Raw genomic sequence first — 19913 nt, 5'->3', positions numbered from 1 at the left:
CATCTCACCAGCGGCGGAAGGGAGTTCGGCGTGCTTGGGCTCCCACACAGGCAAGAGGGTGCGCAGGGCCGAGGCCCGGCCGCCGTCCGTCTTCCCGTCGAGCGCCCGGTAGGCGAGGCCCCGCAGCGCGGCGCAGACCCGCCCGCCGGCGTCGGTGAGGTCGATGTCGAGCACCTGGCCCGCGCCCTCGGCCCGCTCCCCGGGCGCCGGGCGCACCCAGGCGTACATCTCCTCCTCGCACTCCGCGAAGACGTCGAGCCGGTCGAGCGCGAACGGCACCGGTGTGGCCGACGCCTCCCGGGGCGGCGACGCCGCGCCCGCCTCCGTGTCGAACCGGGGGTCGAGGCCGAGCGAGGCGTGGATCGCCGCGTCCAGGAAGCCCGGGTGCAGCGCGTACGACTCCAGGGAGCCGCGCGAGACGCCCGGCAGCCGCAGTTCGGCCAGCACCCCGCGCCGCCCGTCGGGGGCGCCCCGGTACAGGGTGCGCACCAGCCGGAAGCCGGGGCCGTAGGCGACTCCGGCGCGGGCGATGCAGTCGTAGCACTCGTCGCCCGACAGCGGGCGCAGCCGCAGGGCGGCGCGCAGCCGGTCGAGCCCGACCGTGGGCCGCTCGCCGGCGGGCGCGGCCGTCGCGCGTCCCTGGACGTGGACCTGTCCGCCGTCCTGGGCCGAGCCGGTCAGCTCGAAGCGGGCCGAGCCCGGCGCCACGTCCTCGGTCAGGGTGAACTCGACCGTGCGGCCCTCGCCGCCGACTGCCACGGGCCGTACCCAGCTGACGTTCCTCAGCGTGACCCGCGGTCCGGCGGCGGGCAGCGCACGGCGCACGGCCGTGTACGCCATCTCCAGGCTCGCCACGGCCGGGAGCAGCCGCTTCCCGTCGACCACGTGGTCGCGGAGGACGAACTCCTCGCCGGTGAACCGGGTGCGGTAGCGGACCGCGCCGAGCCCGGACACGTTCTCGTGGAGCAGGGGGTGCGCCTGAGCGGGCCCGGACGCCTCGACGGCGCGGGCCGGCCACGGGTGGACGACCCGGCTGAACGGGTAGGCGGGCAGGCTGGTCCGGCGGCCCGCCGCGGTCCTGGCCAGCCGCCGCCACTCGACGTCGGCGCCCCGCACCCACGCCTGGGCGAGCTTCTTCAGCTTGCCCTTCTCCTCGCCCTTCTCCAGCCAGCGGGCGACCTTGGCGGCGGAGCCGTCGGCGGCGCCGCCCCGGGGCACCTCGCCCGTGAAGCGGCGGTCCGAGTCCCGGCCGTCGAGGAACAGCGCGAGCTCGTCGGCGAGTTCACCCAGGTCACGGACGACGAACGCCACCCGGTGAGCCATCGCCACCCGGCCCACCTGGAGCGTGAACGCCACATCGCGCAGGCGCAGCGTGGGCCTCGGGCTCTCCAGGGCCGCCCGCAGCTCGCGCGCGTAGGCCGCCAGGTTGTCCCGGGTGCGCGCCGACAGCGGGACCAGCTGCGGAGAGCGGTCGTCGGCGGCGGGCGCGGCGGCCGCGTACTCCTCGAAGATCGCGTGCGCGTTGCTGCCGCCCAGGCCGATGGAGCTCTGCGCCGCCCGGCGCGGGCCCTCGCCCCGCGGCCACTCCCGCAGCCGGTCGACGACGTGGAACGGCGACCGCTCCAGCTTCAACTGGGGGTTGGGGCTGGTGTAGTTGAGGGTCGGGGGGATCTCACCGTGGTAGAGGCCGAGCAGCACCTTGACGGTCCCTGCGAGCCCGGCGGCCGAGTCGAGGTGGCCGAGGTTGGACTTCACCGAGCCGATGCCGCAGTAACCGGTCTCGTCGGTGGCCTCGCGGTACGCCTCGGTCAGCGCGGCCAGCTCCACGGGGTCGCCGAGCTTGGTGCCGGTGCCGTGCGCCTCCACGTATCCGATGGAGCGGGCGTCGACGCCGGTGCGCTCCAGGGCCCGGCGGATCACCCGGCTCTGGCCGTCGACGCTGGGGCTGTAGAAACCGGTGGCCTGGGCGCCGTCGCTGTTGGTCGCCACACCGCGCAGCAGGCCGTAGATGTGGTCGCCGTCCGCGACGGCGTCCTTGGCACGGCGGATCAGCAGCGCGGCGACGCCCTCGCCGCCGACCATGCCGTCGGCGTCGGCGTCGAACGCCTTGACGCGGCCGTCGCCGGAGAAGTTGAGGCCGGGCTTGTGGACGTAGCCGCGTCCGTCCGTACTGGCCGCCGAGGCCGCCGCGACCAGGGCGAAGTCGGTCTCGCCGCTCTGCACCGCGCGGGCCGCGAGCGAGAGGGCGCTCAGCGAGGACGAGCAGTTGGAGTGGACGGCGAGGCTGGGGCCGCCGAAGCCGAGCTGGTACGAGATCATCGAGGCGACCGTGCCGCTCTGGCACATCACCCACGACAGGTACTGCTGCGGATCCTCGATCACGGGCGCCGCGTCCGGGGCGGGCGCTCCGTAGAAGTGGTTGCCGCTGGTGACGTAGACGCCGGTGTCCGGGATGTCGCGGTGGTCGTAGCCCGCGTCCTCGACGGCCTTCCAGGCGTGCAGGAGCAGCTGGCGGAACTGCGGGTCCATCAGGGCGACGTGGTTCGGGGAGAGCCGGAAGAACTCGCCGTCGAAGACGTCCTTGTCCGCGAGGGCGGAGCGCAGCGGCACATAGCCGGGCTCGCGCAGCACCCGCTCGGGCACCCCGGCTCCGCGCAGCTCCTCCTCGGTCCAGAACCGGGTGGTGCCGTCGCCGCGCCGCAGGTCCTCCCAGAACCGCCAGTGGTCGTCGGCGTCCCCGAAGCGGCAGGCGATGCCGACGATCGCCACGGCGTCGTCGGGCAGGTCCGCGGCGGCCTCCGGGGCGGCCGCAACGGTCTCCTCCTCGGCCCGCGCGGCCGGGACCACGGCCGGTGCGGTGTGCTCGCGCACGTACTCGGCGATGCTGCGCGCGCTGGCGTACTTGAACAGGTCGGCCGCCGCGAACGGCACGCCGAGGCGGTCGGCGATGCGCTCGGCGAGCACCACGGCCGCCAGCGAGTTGCCGCCCACCTCGAAGAAGGAGGCGGTGGGGCCGATGTCGCGGACCTGGAGGACGTCCTGCCAGCAGGCCAGGACCCGCTCCTCGATGTCCGCGAGCGGCACGGGCGCCGGGAGAGCCTGGGCGGGCGCGGCCGGGGCGGGCGCGAGGGAGATCTCGCGCCGCGTCAGCGCGTTGCGGTCCACCTTGCCGCTGCCGGTCAGCGGGATGTCGTCGATCGGCACGTAGAAGTCCGGGACCATGTACGACGGCAGCCTCTCGCACAGGTGCTCCTTGAAGTCGGCCGCGTCCGCCGCGCGCCCCGGGCCCGGCCGGTAGTAGGCGACGAGCTGCTTGGCCGCGTCCTCGCCGCGCGCCACCACGACGCACTCGGCGACGGCCGAGTGAGCGCCCAAGTGGTATTCGATGTCGCCCAGTTCGACCCGGTTGCCCCGGATCTTGACCTGGAAGTCGAGCCGCCCGAGGTAGTCGATCTCGCCGTCCTCGTTCCAGCGCGCCAGGTCCCCGGTGCGGTAGAGCCGCGCGCCCGCGACCAGGGGGTGGGGCACGAACTTCTCGGCCGTGAGCTCGGGGCGGTTGACGTACCCCTCGGCGAGCCCGGTCCCGGCGATGCACAGCTCGCCCGGCTCGCCCTCGGCCACCGGCCGCAACCGCTCGTCCAGGATGAGGACTTCGGTGTTGGCGATCGGCCTGCCGATGGTGATGGGCGCGTCGGCGCGCACCAGGGTGCCGGTCGAGTAGACGGTGGTCTCGGTCGGCCCGTACAGGTTCCAGGCCTCGGTGCCGGTGCTCAGGAAGTGGTCCTTGAGCGTACGGGACAGGGCCTCGCCGCCGGTGAAGATCCGCACGCCCTCGGTGTTGCGCCAGCCCGAGTGGAAGAGCATGCTCCAGGTCGCCGGGGTGGCCTGCATGACCGTGGGGCGCACCTTGCCGATGCGCTCCTTCAGCCGGTCCACGTCCTTGATCGTCGCGCTGTCGCACACATAGCAGCGCCCGCCCGTGACCAGCGGCAGGAACAGCTCGACCTGCGCCATGTCGAAGCTGACGGTGGTGACCGCGAACAGCGTGTCGGTGCGGCCGAGTCCGGGCTCGACGGCCATCGAGCGCAGCAGGTTGGTGAAGCCCCGGTGCGGGATCATCACGCCCTTGGGCTTGCCGGTGCTGCCGGAGGTGTAGATGACGTACGCGAGGTCCGACTCGGTCACCGTCACCCCGGGCCGCTCGCCCCGGGCCGCGGCGGCCGCGAGGTCGTCCCGCTGCTCGTCGAGGACCACCAGGTCGCCCGGCGCGGCCGCCCGCGCCTCGGCCGGCCGCGCGTCGAGCAGAGCCTGCGCCCGCGCCTTCAGCCGGGCCTGGGTGACGATCAGCGAGGTGCCGCTGTCCCCCACGATGTCGGACAGCCGCGCGGCGGGGAGCTCCGGGTCCAGCGGAACGTAGGCGGCGCCCGCCTTGAGGATGCCGAGCAGCGCCACGACCATCGCGGCCGAACGGTCGAGGAAGACCGTCACCAGGTCGTTCGGGCGCACGCCCCGCGTCACCAGATGGGCCGCCAGCGCGTCGCTGCGGCGGCGCAGTTCGTCGTACGTGAGGATCTCGTCCGCACCGGTCACCGCGACCGCGTACGGAGTGCGGGCCGCTGCCGCGTCGAACAGGTCGTGCACGCAGGGGTCGTCGGCCGCCGTGGGATCGGCGTCGGCCGCGAAGAGCGCGCGCAGGTCGTTAAGGCGGACCTCCGGGTCGGCGGTGACGGCTTCGAGGACGCGCCGGTAGCGCTCGCCCAGGCCCGCCACGAAGTCGGCGCCGAACAGCTCGGGGTGGTACTTCCAGTGCAGCGCGTACCCGTCGCCCTTGCCCCACACCTCGACGGACAGCTCGTACTCGCCCTCCTGGTGCAGCTCCTCGACCAGCTCGTAGGGGCGGTCCGGGTCCGCGATGCCGTCGAGCACGTCCTGGAAGACGAACGCGGTCTGGAAGACCGGCGAGCGGCCGGACGGCGCGGCCCGGCCCAGCTCGCGGGCGAGCGCGGCGAACGGGTAGCTGTGCAGCATCCCGTCGACGACCTCGCGCTGCACCTGGGCCACCAGCTGCCCGAAGGTGGTGCCCCCGGCGAGGTCCACCCGGACGGGCATCATGTTGATCATGAGCCCCATGGCGTCGGCGAGCTCGTCGCCGCCCCGCTCGTTCACCGGCATCCCGACGACGACCTCGCGCTCGTCGGAGTAACCGGCGAGCGTCACGGCGTACGCGGCGAGCATGACCGTGGAGGCGAAGGCGCGCCGGGAGGCGGCCGTCTCCTCGACGGCGCGGGCGAGTTCGCCCGACAGCTCGCTGAAGCGGGTGTCCCCGGCGAACCGGTCGACGACCTCGGCGTACGGTCGGTCGGTGGGCAGGCTCAGCGCGGCGGACGGGCCCGCCAGCTTCTGTCGCCAGTAGCCGAGCAGCTCCGCGCGCCGGCCCGGCAGCGTCGCGCGCTCCTCGCGCACGAACGCCTCGAAGTCCGCGCCCGCGCGGGCCGCGTCCGGCTCGCCCCCGGCCAGCAGCGTCTCGTACGTGTCGAACAGCGCCTGCGCAAGGAGTCGGGCCGAGCTGCCGTCGAAGACGATGTGGTGGACGCTGACGAGCACGATCGAGCTGTCCGCCGGGCGGGCGAAGACCCGGATCCGCAGCAGCGGCTCCCCCTCCATGGCGAACGGCCGCTTGTGCTCGGCCTCCACGGCCGCCAGCGCCCCGGCCTCCGGCAGCGCGCGCAGATCCACGCGCGCGTAGTCGAGCTCACGGCCCGGGTCGACCGACTGCACTGGCCGGTCGCCGTCGCGGCCCAGGACCGTGCTCAGCACCGGATGCCGCCGGACCACCGCACGGCAGGCCCGCTCGAACACCGCCTCGTCGAGCCCGGAAACCCGGAAGCAGAGCGGGACGTTGTAGGCGGCCATCAGCGGATACGCCTTCTGGAGCGCCCAGAGACCGCGCTGGCCCTCGGAGAGCTCGTACGTCCGTGCACCCGCCCTGAGCCGCCGCAGCAGGTCCCCGACCTCGCTGTCGGTGACCTTGCCCGCCCTGTAGCCGGCGATGAGGGCGCTGAGCTCGTGCTTCACTTCTGAGTTCTCTCTCCGTCGAGGAGCGCGATGGCGTCGTCGAGGTCCAGGTCGCCGTCACCGAGGCGCTCCAGCACCTCCAGGACCTCGGACTGCGGGGCGGTTTGCGGGGCGGGGCGCGTGCGGCCCACGGGGACCAGACGGGCGACCCCTTCGGGGTACGCGTCCACCAGGTGCGCGGCCAGCTCGCCGACCGTGGCGTACTCGAAGAGCGCGCTGGGCACGAAGCCCGGGGCGACGGTCGCGCCCAGCTCGCGGGTCATCCGGACGATCCCCAGCGAGTTCAGGCCCAGCTCCAGGAACCCGGCCCGCGGTGCGATCTGCTGGGCGTCGTGGCCCAACTGGTCGGCGAGCAGCCCGCGCAGGAACCCGAGCGCCCGCTCTTCGGCGACGTCGGTGGTGTCGGCGCGGTGCGGCACCGGCTCGCCGTCGGCGAGGAAGCGCCAGTGCGGGGCGGCGGGCCGAAGCCGCGGCTCCGGTTCGGGCCGTACGGGGGCCGCCTGCTCCGGAGCCGGTGCGGGCCGGGCGTCCGCCGCCGCCGACACCCAGTGCCGGGCCTTGGCGAACGGGTACGTGGGCAGGTGGAGGCGGTGCGGCGGGACCTCGTGGAGCGCGCTCCAGTCGACCGCGTACCCCTCCAGCCACAGCTCGGCGATCTTGCGCCAGTTGCCCTGCGCGGCCCACCGGCCGACCAGCTGCTCGCGCACCTCGTCCTCGTCCAGCAGCCGTGCGCCGGACGGGCGTGCCTCGACGCGGCCCCGCCAGAGGTCTGCGGAGGCGGCGCCGTCACCGGTGAGGAAGCGGCCGAGGCCGTCCTTCACCTCGTCGAGGCTGCGGGCGCGCAGCACCAGCCGCTCCTCCAGGGCGACCCGGCCGGTCTGGAGGGTGTGGGCGAGGGCGGACAGATCGAGATCGTCGTGCGCGTCCAGGAAGCGCAGCAGCTTGTGCGCGTACGCGCGCAGCCGGTCCTCGTCCTTGGCGGACAGCGGGACCAGCACCCCGCCGGGGACGTCCGACGGCCGCGCCGCCCGCGGCGCGGGCGCCTCCTCCAGGACGACGTGCGCGTTGGCACCGGTCGCGCCGAACGCGCTGACCCCGGCCCGGCGCGGCGCGCCGTCCTCGCTCGCCCACGCCGCCAGCTCCGTCTGGAGCCGGAACGGCGAGTCGGCCAGGTCCAGGTACGGGTTGGCGTGCTCCGCCGGTACCAGCGGGGTGAGCGTGCGGTGGTGGAGCTGGAGCACGGCCTTGGTCAGCGCGCTGATCCCGGCCGCCGACTCGGCGTGCCCGATCGCGGACTTGACCGAGCCGAGCGCGCAGAAGCCCGTACGGTCGGTGCGCGCCCGGAAGGCCCGCTCCAGGGCCTCCACCTCCATCAGGTCGCCGATCTCGGTGCCGGTGCCGTGCGCCTCCACGTATCCGAGCGAGGCGGGGTCGACCCCGGCCCGGTCCAGGCAGTCGGCGACGACGGCCTGCTGCGCGGCGGCCGACGGCACCCGGAAGCCGGGGGTGCGGCCGGAGTGGCCGACCGCGCTGCCCTTGATCACCGCGTACACCGCGTCGCCGTCCTCGACGGCCCGGCTCAGCGGCTTGAGCAGCACCGCGCCCACGCCCTCGGCCGACACATAGCCGTCTCCCCCGGCCCCGAACGACCGCGCGGGCGCCTCCTGGGCGAGCAGACCGAGCAGGCCGTACGTGCGGTACTTGGCGGGGTGCAGGGAGAGGTTGACCCCGCCGGCGAGCGCGGCGTCGCACTCCCCCCGGCGCAGCGCCTCCACCGCGAGGTGCACGGCGTTGAGCGAGGACGCGCAGACCGTGTCGACGGCCAGGGACGGGCCGTGGAAGTCGCAGAAGTGCGAGACGCGGTGGGCGATGGTGGCCGCGTTCAGGGCCTGCGGAACGCGCTGCCCCTGGCGTACGGCCTCCTCCTGGAGCAGGGCGTAGTCCCGGTGCATGACGCCGACGTACACGCCCACCGCACGCCGTCGTCCCCCGTCCCGGGCGGCGGCCAGGGCGTCCGGGGTGTACCCGGCGTCCTCGACGGCCTCCCAGCACACCTCCAGGAACAGCCGTTCCTGCGGGTCGAGTTGGGCGGCCTCGTCCGCCGGGATGCCGAAGAAGGCGGCGTCGAAGGAGTCGACGTCGTCGACGAACCCGCCCCAGCGGGACAGGCCCGCGTGCGCGTCCTGCGGCCACCGGCTCGCGGGCACCTCGCCGACGCAGTCCCGGCCCGCCTTGAGGTTCTCCCAGAACTCGGCGACGTCGGCGGCCTTCGGGTAGCGCCCGGCGATGCCGACGACCGCGATGTCCTGGCTGTCGGGCAGTCGGGGCCGCTCGACCCGCGGAGCCTGCGGCCGCTGGGTGATCCGGCGCTCCGGCGGAACCGGAACCTGTACGGGCCGCTCGGCGACGGTCGTTCCGGCCGCGCTCAGGTGGTCCGCCAGCGCCCCGACCGTCGCGTGCTCGAAGAGCAGCGTCGGCGACAGGCGCGTGCCCAGGGCCTGCTCAAGGCGGCCGGCGGCCTGGAGCAACTTGGCCGAGTCCAGGCCCATTTCGTAGTAGCCGGCGGTCGTGGAGACCTCACCGGCGGGTACGCCCAGCTGCTCGGCGATGACGGAGGCGACCACCGCGCCGACGGCATCGGCGGAGGCCGACGGCGCCACGGCAGCCGTGAGCGGTGCCGCGGGGGCGACCGGTGCATCCGCGCGGCGGGCCGGGTCGATCAGGCCCGCGTGCCGCACCAGCTTGCTGCTGAAGTCGGCCAGTTCGCCGGTCTTGCGGCCCTCCGCGTCGAAGAACTCCATGGTGAAGCCGAGCAGTTCCTCGCTCTGGCGGACCGAGGAGCGCCGCACGCGGGTGCGGCAGGCGTCGCCGAAGGCGGCGGACGCGCGGAACGAGCCGTAGTGCAGCGGCAGGAACAGCTTGGGGTCGCCGCCCTCCGCGTACGCCAGGGCGCCGCTCGCGCCGACGGCGCTGCCGTCGATGAGCGTGGGGTGGAAGAGCTCCCCGCCCGCGCCCCCGGCCACGCCGAGCCGCACCCAGACGTCCTCGGCGCCGGCGGACACCGTGCCGTCGGCCTTCATGGGTCCGGAGTGGGCCACTTCCCGGGTCCGGTAGGCGCCGTACACCTCGTCGAGATCGGTCACCCGCGCCCCGGGCTCAGCGTCGGCGGGAACGCGCTCGGCGAAGGAGACCGGGCTGGTCAGGCGGTGCATCTCGGCGGTGACGTACCGCTCCGCGTCGGCTCCGGTGACCTCGATGCGCCAGCCGTTCGGGGAGTGCTCGACGGCCTCGACACGTATGTCGAGGGCGCTGTCGGCGTCCACGCCCAGCGGGCGGTGGATCGACAGGTCGCGCAGCTCCAGCGTGTCGTACGCGAAGCCCGACTCGGCGAAGCACCGGTACAGCAGGTCGATCCAGGCCAGGCCCGGCAGCAGACGGCGGCCGTAGACGCGGTGGTGGTCCATGACCGGGTCACCGGCCGTGATGCGCCGGGTCCACACCTGGGTCCCGGCGGATCCGGCCTGCGTGACCCGCGCACCCGTACGCACGTCGGTCCGGGTCAGTTCCGGCGGTGCGACCGGACCGCGCGTGGCCGGGCCGGCGGGCGCGGGGCGGTGCCTGAGGACGACGTGTCCGTTGGTGCCGCCGTCGGCGAAGCTGCTCAGCGCCGCGTACGGCAGGGCCGCGTCCGCCGCCTGCCGGGGGAAAGCGAGGTCGGCCGCGTCGAGGGAGAAGTGCTCCATGGGCTCCTGGCCCGATCGGAACGGCACCATCCGCTGGTGGTGGACCATCAGCGCGACCTTGATGAAGGCGGCGATGCCCTCCGCGCAGAGCGGATGCCCGATGTTGGGCTTCATGGAGCCAAGGTGCAGCGGCGCGGCGGTCGGCTCGCCGTCGCGGTAGACCGCCTGGACGGCCTTCAGTTCGAGGAGGTCGGTCAGCTGCGAGCCCGAGCCGTTGACCTCCAGGTAGCGCACGTCCCGCGGCGCGCGGCCCGCCTGCCGCAGCGCGTCGCGCATGACCTGCTTCTGGGCCTGGAGGTTGGGGGTGGCGGGCCCGGCTGTACGGCCGTCGTTGTTGATGGCGATGCCGTCGACCACGGCGTACACCGTGTCGCCGTCCCGCTCCGCCTGCTCCAGCGGCTTCAGTACGACGACACCGCAGCCCTCGCCGAGGACGACTCCGGCGGCGCGGCGGTCGAAGACGTGGAACTCGCCCCGTTCCTGCAACAGGCCCCGGCGGCGGAAGAGTTCGTGGTCCTCGGAGTCCGTGAGCAGGCTGACGCCCGCCACCACCGCGAGGTCCACCGACCCGGCCGCCAGCGCGTCGGTGGCGAGCTTCATCGCCACCAGCGAGGAGGAGCAGGCCGTGTCCAGGACCATGGCCGGGCCCCGCCAGTTGAAGAACTGGGAGATGTTCGCGGCCAGGTAGTTCTGCCCGACCGTCATGATCGGGTTGCGCGCCCCGGCCACCAGGCCGCTGTCGGCCCGGCCCCGGCCACGGGCGCCGACGTACACACCGGTGTTGCTGCCGTCGAGCTCGCCGAAGCGGTAGCCCGCGTGGTGGACCGCCTTGAGGCTCTCCTCGAGGAGCACCAGCGCCTGCGGGTCCATCGCCCGGACGTCCTCGGCGTGCAGCATGAAGTACCCGGCGTCGAACCCGTGGACGTCGTCGACGAGTCCGGCGGTGAAGTCGGTCGCCCGCCCCCAGCGGTCCTCGGGGACCGTACGGATGGCGGAGCGGCCCTGCGAGAGCAGGTCCCAGTACGCGTCGAGGTCGGGCGCGCCGGGCAGCCGGCAGGCCATGCCGATGACGGCGACGGGGCCGGCGGTGGGAGGGGCGGGCGCGGCCGGTGCCGTGATCACGGCCTCGGCCACCACGGGGACGGTGACGGCCGGGGCGGGTGCGGCGACGGCCGGGGCCGGCGCGGGCGTCTCCTGCGGGAGCGGCGCGGGCCGCGCGGGGGCGAACTCGGCCGCGACCTCGGCCGCGTGCGCACTGAGCAGCCACCCCGTCAGCTCGTGCAGGGTGGGGTGCTCCAGGAGCGTGGACGGTTCGAGCGGCACGCCGAGGCGCTGCTTGATCCGCTGGAGTATCTGGGCGAGCAGGATGGAGTCCGCGCCGTAGTCCGCGTACGAGGTGCGCTGGTCCAGCACACCGGGCTTCAGCTTGAGTTCGGCCTCGAAGGTCTCGCTCAGGAACGCCGTCAGACGCGGACCGGCGTCGCCGCCGAGGGCGGACGCGGGTACGGACGCGGGCACGGAGGCGGGCGCCACGGCGTCGGCCGCCGGGGTCGTCTGCGCCGCCGTGCGCCGCTTCGGCCGCAGCAGCGCCGCCGCGTCGAAGCGCGCGGGGTCGATGTGCACCGGCATGACCACGGGGGCGTAGCGCGAGGTGAGGACCTGGTCGAGGAGGTCGAGCCCCTCGCGGTCGGTGATGCTGAGCAGTCCGGTGTCGGTGTACGCCTGGTTCTTGACCTCGCCGAAGCCGGACTCGCGCCAGCTGGGCCACTGGACGCTGGTGACCGGCAGGGCGTGGGCGTGCGCCTGGGCGAAGTAGTCCAGGAACGCGTTGCCCATGGCGTAGTCGCTCTGGCCCGCGCCGAGCGCCGGGACGGCGGCGGAGACCGAGGAGAAGAGCACCACGAACCGGAGCGCCGTGGCGTCCAGGGCCGCCAGCAGGTTGCGGGTGCCCTCGATCTTCGGCGAGACCACGCGCGCGATGCCCTCGACGGGCTTGCGGACGAACGCCGGGTTCTCGGTGTCGACAAGACCGGCCGCGTGGATGACACCGGCGATCCGGCCCATCGTCGCCTCGATCGCCTCGATGCCCGCCGCGACCTCGTCGGCGCGGTCGAGCGGCAGCGCCAGGACGCGCACCTGAACGCCCCGGGCCTCCAGGTCGAGCACGGCACGGATCTTCGCGCGGACCGCCGGGGCGCAGGCCTCGGGGTCGCTCCACAGATGGCGCGGGGGCAGCGGGTCCTTGCCGGTCAGCACCACTCGGCGCACTCCGCGCCGCTCCACGAGATGCCGGGCGCAGAGCAGGCCGAGGCCCCGGGTGCCGCCGGTCACCAGCAGCACCTCGTCCTCGGCGAGGTCCGCCCGCCCGGTCGTCTCACGCGGGGCGAGGTCGTCGAGGGCGGGCGCGTGCCGGACGCCGTCGCGGTGGCAGATCTCCGACTCGGCGCCGGGTCCGTCGAGTTCGCGCCGGACGACGGCGGCGAGCTCGGCGGCTCCCCGGGTCGCCGGGTCGAGGTCGAGGTGGCGGGAGGCGAGGCCGCCGTACTCGCTCTGGAGCATCCGGTACAGCCCGACCCGCGCCGCTCCCGCCAGGTCCTCCCGGGTCCGGGTGCGCCCGAACGATTCGAGGCCCTGGGTCACGTACAGCAGATCGATGTCCCGCGACGACTTCGCCGCCAGGACGCTCTGGAGCAGCGCCAGGGACCGGCCCGACGGCTCCCGCTCGGTGATGCCGGTGAGATCGACGAAGGCGGTGGCCCGCTCGATCCGCCCGGCGAGCCGCTGCTCGGCGCCGGGGCCCGACTCCACCAGCGTCACCTCGTCGCACAGCCCGGCCAGCGCCGAGGCGAGCGGGGCGGTGGCGGCGTCGTGCAGGACGAGGGCGCTCACCCGGCGCGGGGCGACCCCGTCGAGCGGGGCCGGGAGCCACCGCTTGGCGAGGAAGCGCACGTCGGCGCGCGGGGAGGCGGTCAGACCCCGGCCGACACCGTCGGCCGTGCTCGCGGCCGGCTCCGGCACCCAGTGGCGGTCCCGGGCGAACGGGTACGTCGGCGCGCTCACCCTGCGCGGCGCGTCCGCGCCGCTGTGCAGCTTCTGCCAGTCCAACGAAGCACCCCGTACCCAGAGTTCCGCGATCCGGGGAAGATCTCCGCGCTCGGCGAGCCGGTCGGTGGTCCGCGCGAGCTCCTCGGCCGGGATCAGCGACAGGGCTTCGCGTCCGGCCTTCACACTGCCGTGGACCAGGCCCGCGACATCGCCCTCGGCCGCCAGGTACCGCTCGAGGCGGTCGGCGAGCGAGGCGAACGAGTCGGCGACGACGGCGAGCCGGGCGTCCATCGCCTCGCGGCCGGTCTGCAGCGTGTACGCCAGATCGGCGGGCGCCACCGCGTCGGGGCCGTCCGCCGACTCCCGTACGAAGCGCAGCAGCCGGGCCGCGTAGGCACGCAGCCGCTCCTCGTCCTTGGCCGACAGCGGGAACAGCAGCGGCTGCCCGGCGGCGGCGGTGCCGGGGCGGCTGTCCACGTACTCCTCCACCAGCAGGTGGGCGTTGGAGCCGCCCGCGCCGAACGAGGAGATCCCGGCGAGCCGGGGACGGACCTCGCCGTCGACGACCGGGCGCTCCCACGCGCGCAGTTCCTGGTTGACGACGAACGGCGTACCGCTGAAGTCGATGTCGGGGTTGAGGGTGCGCGAGTGCAGGGAGGGCGCGATCTGGCCGTGCCGCAGTTGCAGCAGCACCTTGGTGAGCCCGGCGATCCCGGCGGCGCTCTCGCAGTGGCCGATGTTCGACTTGGCCGAGCCGAGGTGGCAGTACTGGGTGTCGGCGGACCCGGTCGCCGCGCCGAACGCCTGGCTGAGACCGGTGATCTCGATGGGGTCGCCGAGCTTGGTGCCGGTGCCGTGGGCCTCGACGTAGCTGATGGCGCGGGCGTCGACCCCGGCCTCGTCGAGCGCCTCGCGGATCGCGGCTTCCTGCGCCCGGGGGTTGGGCACGGTGTAGCCGTTGGTGCGGCCGCCGTGCGAGACGCCGCTGCCCTTGATGACGCCGTAGATGTGGTCGCCGTCGCGCTCGGCGTCGCGCAGCGGCTTCAGGAGCACGACTCCGACGCCCTCGCCGGGGATGTAGCCGTCGCCGCCGACGCCGAAGCTCTCGCAGTGGCCCTTGCTGGAGATGAACTGGCCCGCGCTCAGGCTCAGATACTTGTTGGGGTGGACGGTGACGTTGACGCCGCCCGCGAACGCCAGCTTGGTCCGGCCCTGGCGCAGGTCCCGGCAGGCCAGCTCGATCGCGGTCAGCGAGCTGGAGCACATGGTGTCCACGGTCATGCTCGGGCCGTGCAGGTTCATCACGAACGAGACGCGGTTGGCGACGCTCGCGTAGCTGCTGCCCAGCGCGTTGGGGTTGCCGCGCGGGGCAGCCCCGCCCGGGAAGAGCAGCTGGTACTGCCCCCACATCACGCCCGCGTACACACCGACCCGGCCGCCGAGACGGCGCAGCTGCTCGCGGGTGTGGCCCGCGTCTTCGAGCGCCGTCCAGGCGTGCTCCAGGAACAGCCGTTCCTGCGGGTCGAGGTAGTCGGCCTCGTGCGGGGAGATGTTGAAGAAGAGCGGGTCGAAGCGGTCGACCTCGGCGATGAAGCCGCCCCACTTGCTGTAGTGGCGGCCGGGTGCGGTCCGGTCCTCGCTGTAGTGGTCGCGCCAGTCCCAGCGGTCCTGCGGCACCTCCACGACGCAGTCGCGCCCGTCGCGCAGGTTGGTCCAGTACTCGGCGAGGTCACGCGCCTCGGGGTAGCGGCCGGAGAGGCCGATCACGGCGATGTCGAGCGCGCAGGAGCGGGGCGCGGCGGGCTCGGTCACCTCCGCGCGGGGCGCGGGCGGCACGTCGGCGGCCACGGCGCCGGCCGGCGCGACGGCGTCGGCCGCATCGACCGGAGCAGCCGCGTCGGCGAACAGCGCCTCCAGCACCGCCCGGTGCCGCGCGACGAAGTATCCGCACAGCTCGGCGAGCGTGTGGTATTCGAACAGGAGCGTCTTGGAGAGCGGGCCGAACGTGGCCTCAAGGCCCGCCGTCAGCTCGGTCGCCAGGATGGAGTCCATCCCGTACGCGCCGAGGAGTTCGTCCTCCTCGATCTCCCCCACGGCCAGCCCGGTGAGCCGGCCGAGCGCCTCCTTCAGGAAGCGGACGGTCCGCGCGGTGAGCGTACGGTCGTCGACAGCGCGTGACTCGGCGACGGCGTCCATGGGCTGCGGGGCCGCGGAACCCGTCTCCAAGTACGCCCGCAGCCGGGCCCGTTCGCCCGCGCCCACCACGATCTGCGGCTCGCCGGCCGCGAGCGCGCGGTGGAAGGCCTCGATGCCCGCCGACGTCGCCATGGGGACCATCCCGGCGCGCGTCCGCAGCGCGTCGCGCGTGGCCGCGTCGACGCCCATGCCGCCGCTCTCCCAGAGCGGCCAGCCGATGGCGACGCTGCGCCCGGCGCGCTCGCCCGCGCGCACCAGGGCGTCGCGGTGGCGGGCGAAGCGGTCGAGGAAGGCGTTGGCCACGGCGTAGTCGGCCTGGCCGACGTTGCCGGTCGCGCCCATGATGGAGGAGAGGAGGACGAAGAAATCTAGGTCCTCGTCCTTGGTCGCCTCGTCGAGGGCGACCGCCCCGGCGAGCTTGGGGCGCAGCACCCGGGCGAACTCCGCCGCGGACTTCTTCAGCAGGAAGTTGTCGTGCAGCACGCCCGCGCCGTGCACCACTCCGTGCACGGCCCCGTGGCGGCTCACGAGGTCGGCGACGAGTGCGGCGGTGCCGTCCGCGTCCGCCGCGTCGAGGACGTGGTACTCGACGCTCGCGCCGGTCCGCCGCAGCGCGTCGAGCCCGGCCCGCCGCTCCGCGTCCGGCTCGGCGCGGCCGGTGAGGCACAGCACCGCGCCGCTCGCCCGGCGGGCGATCTCCTCGGCGAGGATCAGACCGAGGCCGCCCGCGCCCCCGGTGATGAGGTAGACACCGCCCTCGCGCCATACCGCCGGCCCGGCGTCCGGGAGTTCGCCCACCGGCTCCCAGCCGAGGACGCGGCGCCGCGTGCCTTCGTGGCGGACCTGCTGGTCCCGCGGGGCGCGCGCGCCCTCGGCGAGAGCCGCTGCAAGCTCGTCGGCCGGGGCGTCGGCGGGAACGGCGACGACCTGCCCGAGGAGCACCGGGTTCTCCAGGTGCGCGCTCTTCAGCAGACCGGACAGAGCTTCGTACGCGTACGGCTCGCCGTCGGCGGGCACCAGCGCCTGCACCAGTACGGGCGCGGTCGGCCTGCCGAGGAGGATGCCCTTGACGGCGTGCAGCAGCTCGACGGCGTGGGCGGTGACGGCCGCCGGGGCGCCGTCGCTCCCGGCCGTCTCCGGCGGGTCCAGGAACGTGATCTGCGGCGCCAGTCGGCGCAGCTCCGCGAGCCGCTCGCCGAATCCGCAGGCCAGCACAACCTGGGCGGTGAAAGCGGCGGGCTCGGCGCTCGCGGGGGCGGGCCGGTCGTGCCAGACGGGCCGGAACAGGGTCACCGGGGCATCGGCCTGGGCGGCGGCGCTCTCGCGCGTGGAGTAGCCGCGCAGGGTCGCGAAGATCCTGCCGTGCTCGTCGCACAGGTCCAGGTCCCACCGCCGCACCCCGGCGGTGCCGCCGGAGGCCGCACGGATCCAGGCGTACGCGGTCACCGGGGTCGGACCGTGCACCTCCAGCGCGTCGAGGGCGAACGGCAGCGCCGCGCTCCAGGCCGCGCCCGTGCGGGCGTCGTGGATCTGCGGGGCGTAGACGGCCTGGAGGGCGCCGTCGAGGATGCTGGGGTGGAGCACGAAGCCGTGCCGGTCTTCGGCCGGCGCGTCCGGCAGGGCGAGCGCGGCCAGCATCTCGCCGTCGCCCAGGCGGACTTCGCGCAGGGAGCGGTGTGCGTCGCCGTAGTCGAGCCCGGCGCCGCGCAGGGCGGCGTAGCACTCCTCGCGACCCAGCTCGGCCGTGCCCATCCGGGTCTTCAGCGAGGCCAGGTCGAGCGCGCCGGGCTCCCGGGCGCCTCCGCGCGAACCGGTGCCGCGCGAGTGCACGACGCCGTCGCGCCCCCCGGTGCCGATCTCGTACGTGAAGCGGCCCTCGCCGTCGTCCGTCAGGGCGGTGTACGCGGTGCGGGGCTCGTCGGCGACGACGAACGGCCGCTGCCACACCACATGGGCGAGCCGCACCGGGGCGTCCGGGTCGGCCGCGGTGGCACGGACCAGCGCCTCGCGGGCCATCTCCAGATACGCGACGGCGGGCAGTACCTTCTCGCCGCGCACCCGGTGATCCCGCAGGTAGAAGTCCCGGCCGGAGAGGGTGGCACGGTACCGGGAGGGGTCGTCGGACACCGGGGCCCCGAGCAACGGGTGGGCCCGCGGCGGCGGTTCGGCCGCGGGGGCCGTCCCGGTTTCCGGCTCGTCGTCGAGCCAGTACCGCTTCTTGGCGAAGACGTGCGTGGGCAGCGGTACGCGCCGGGGCCGCGGCCCTTCCTCGTACAACCGCTCCCAGTCGACGTCCGCGCCGCGCACCCAGGCGGCGGCCAGCGGGCCGTGCTCGCGCCCGGCCGCGGGGGCTTCGGCGCGCCGCTTGGCACTCCCCCGGTGGATGTCCGCTCCGCCGTCACCTGCGAGGAAACGTTGCAGCAGAGCCGTGAGAGCGTCCGTGTCCGCCGCCACCAGCGCGAGGCGCTCGGTCAGGGCCGCGCGGCCGGTCTGCGAGGTGTACGCCAGATCGGCGAGCCCGGCCGCGTCCGGCCGCTCCCGGCGGACGTGGTCGAGAAGGAGCTCCGCCTGCCGTACGAGCTGCGGCTCGCTCTCGGCCGACAGGACGACGAGGGAGGGAGCGGCGGGCAGGTCGGACCTGCTGGCGCCGTCCTCGACGTACTCGGCCACGATCACATGCGCGTTGCTGCCGCCCGAGCCGAAGCTGCTGACTCCAGCGAGCCGCGCCCGGCCGCCCCGCGGCGACCATGCGGTGAGCCGGTCGACCACCGAGAACGGTGAACCGGCCAGGCTGATCTGCGGGTTGAGCTCGGTGTAGTGGAGCGAGGCGGGCAGGGCGCCGTGCCGCATCGACAGGACGATCTTGAGCAGGCCGGTGATGCCCGCGGCCGCTTCGAGGTGGCCGAGGTTGGTCTTCACCGAGCCGAGGCCGCACGGGGTGTCGCTCCCGGCGAACGCCCGGGTCAGGCCCTGGACTTCGATGGGGTCGCCGAGCGCGGTCCCGGTGCCGTGCACCTCCACATAACTGACGCCCGAGGGCTCCACGCCGGCGTCGGCCAGCGCGGCGGTGATCAGCCCGGCCTGCATCGCGGCGCTGGGCACGGTCAGACCGCCCGACTGGCCGCCGTGGTTGGTGGCGGTGCCCTTGATGACGGCGTGCACGTGGTCGCCGTCCGCGAGCGCCTTCGCCAGCGGTTTGAGCAGGACAACGGCGCCGCCCTCGGAGCGCACATAGCCGTTCGCGGACGCGTCGAACGTCTTGCACAGGCCGTCCGGGGACAGCATGCCCGCCTGGTGGTAGGCGACGCTGTTGGCCGGGTGGCACAGCACGTTGACACCGCCGACCAGCGCGGTCTCGCAGTCGCCCGCGCGCAGCGCCCGTACCGCCGAGTGCACGGCGACCAGCGAGCTGGAGCAGGCGGTGTCCACCTGGACGCTGGGGCCGCGCAGGTCGAAGAAGTACGACACGCGGTTGGCGATGATGGCCATGGACGTGGTCAGGCCGCTGTGGGCGCGCACCGGCAACCCGCGGGTGTCCATGACGCGCTGGTAGTCGGAGCCGCTGGCGCCGATGAACACGCCCATCGGGGTGCCGGAGACGGCGCCCGCCGAGTATCCGGCGTCCTCCAGACAGGCCCAGCCGAGCTCCAGCATCCAGCGCTGCTGGGGGTCCATGCGCCGGGCCTCGTTGGGCGAGATGCGGAAGAGCCCGGGCTCGAAGCATGCCGCGTCCTGGACGAAGCCGCCGCGGTCGATGCCGGGGTGGGTGTCGGGGCCGATGCCGTCGGGCCACTGCCAGCGGCCGTCCGGGAGGGTGCCGACGGCCGAGCGCCCGTCCGCGAGGAGCTCCCACAGCGCGCTGTAGTCGTCGACGGCGCCGGGCAGCCGGCAGGCCATGCCGATGATCGCGATGTCGCCGTCGGCGGCCTCGCGGGCCGTCGGCACCGACTCCTGGACCTCGGCGGATTCCACCGGCTCCGGCTCGTCGCCGCGCACGCCGTCGAGGAAGGAAATGATTTTGGCGCCGGTGTTGTACTCGAAGAAGAAGAGGGGTTCGAGCGCGATGCCGTAGCGGCCCTCTATTTTGTCCTGGAGGTCCAGGAGACTGGCCGAGTCGAGGCCGAGCTCGAACAGCGGGCTGTCCAGGGAGAGTTGCGCGCCTTCGGCGTCGGAAGTACCGCTGAGAAGCCCTTCGAGGAACGCCAGGATTTCGGCGGTCAATTCAGCGGTCGCGGGCACCGCGGCCGGGGAATTCGTCTGCGATTCAACGATCGCATCTCGTTCCAGCCGCTTCGCACGATCGAGCCGGGTGGCCAGATCGTATTCGACGAGAACACCGTTTCCGCCGTTGACCAGATCGCCCGGCCGATAGCCCGGCACGAGGGAACGTATCTCAGCACCGTGCAGCTGGTGCATGCGCAAAACGGTATCCAGGCAACGATCTTGCGAGTTCTTTGCCTGGATGTAGTCCGCGAGCTCGATCCCGGGGTGCCGCTTGAAGTCCTTGCAGCGGGTGACGCCGACGGCCGTGGCCACGCCCGCTACCTGGCCGCTCCACTCCAGCAGGTGTTCGAGCAGGGCATCACCATACCCGAAGCTCTGCTTCCGCGGATCGATGTTGAGGGACAGCACGTGGGCGACGGCCCCGTCGGCCCGGTGCAGCCGGTCGGCCGTGTCGAAGCGTACGGTGCGCAGGGCATTGGCGTCGGCGATGCGCTGGGAATAGATGACGCCCCAGACCGCGTCCTCGTCCTCGATGACGAATTGGCTCTGCGGATTGGTCGTCAGACGCCGCCGGATCACCCGTGCGGAGACCCGCAATTCCTCGGCCCAGCACATCTCCTCCAGCTCCAT

Annotated in this window: 2 protein-coding genes (1 of these 2 cut by a window edge); both read right to left on the bottom strand. The window is 74.0% G+C overall.

Going from position 1 to position 19913, the window contains the following annotated elements:
- Positions 1 to 6075 carry the start of a non-ribosomal peptide synthetase gene (locus QIY60_RS30705; RefSeq protein WP_283145435.1) on the bottom strand. Its footprint begins 15597 nt before the window's first position, so only the first 6075 of its 21672 coding nucleotides appear in the window; the start codon lies at positions 6073 to 6075; the stop codon falls past the left edge of the window.
- Positions 6072 to 19913: an SDR family NAD(P)-dependent oxidoreductase gene (locus QIY60_RS30700; protein ID WP_283145434.1), complete on the bottom strand. Its 13842-nt coding sequence runs from the start codon at positions 19911 to 19913 to the stop codon at positions 6072 to 6074. The genes QIY60_RS30705 and QIY60_RS30700 overlap by 4 nt, the downstream gene beginning before the upstream one ends.

The organism is Streptomyces sp. BPTC-684, from assembly GCF_030028635.1.
Taxonomy (GTDB): Bacteria; Actinomycetota; Actinomycetes; order Streptomycetales; family Streptomycetaceae; genus Streptomyces; species Streptomyces noboritoensis.
The sequence above is the reverse complement of the archived record's forward strand: the minus strand, read 5'-3'. Positions and strand labels throughout refer to the sequence as shown.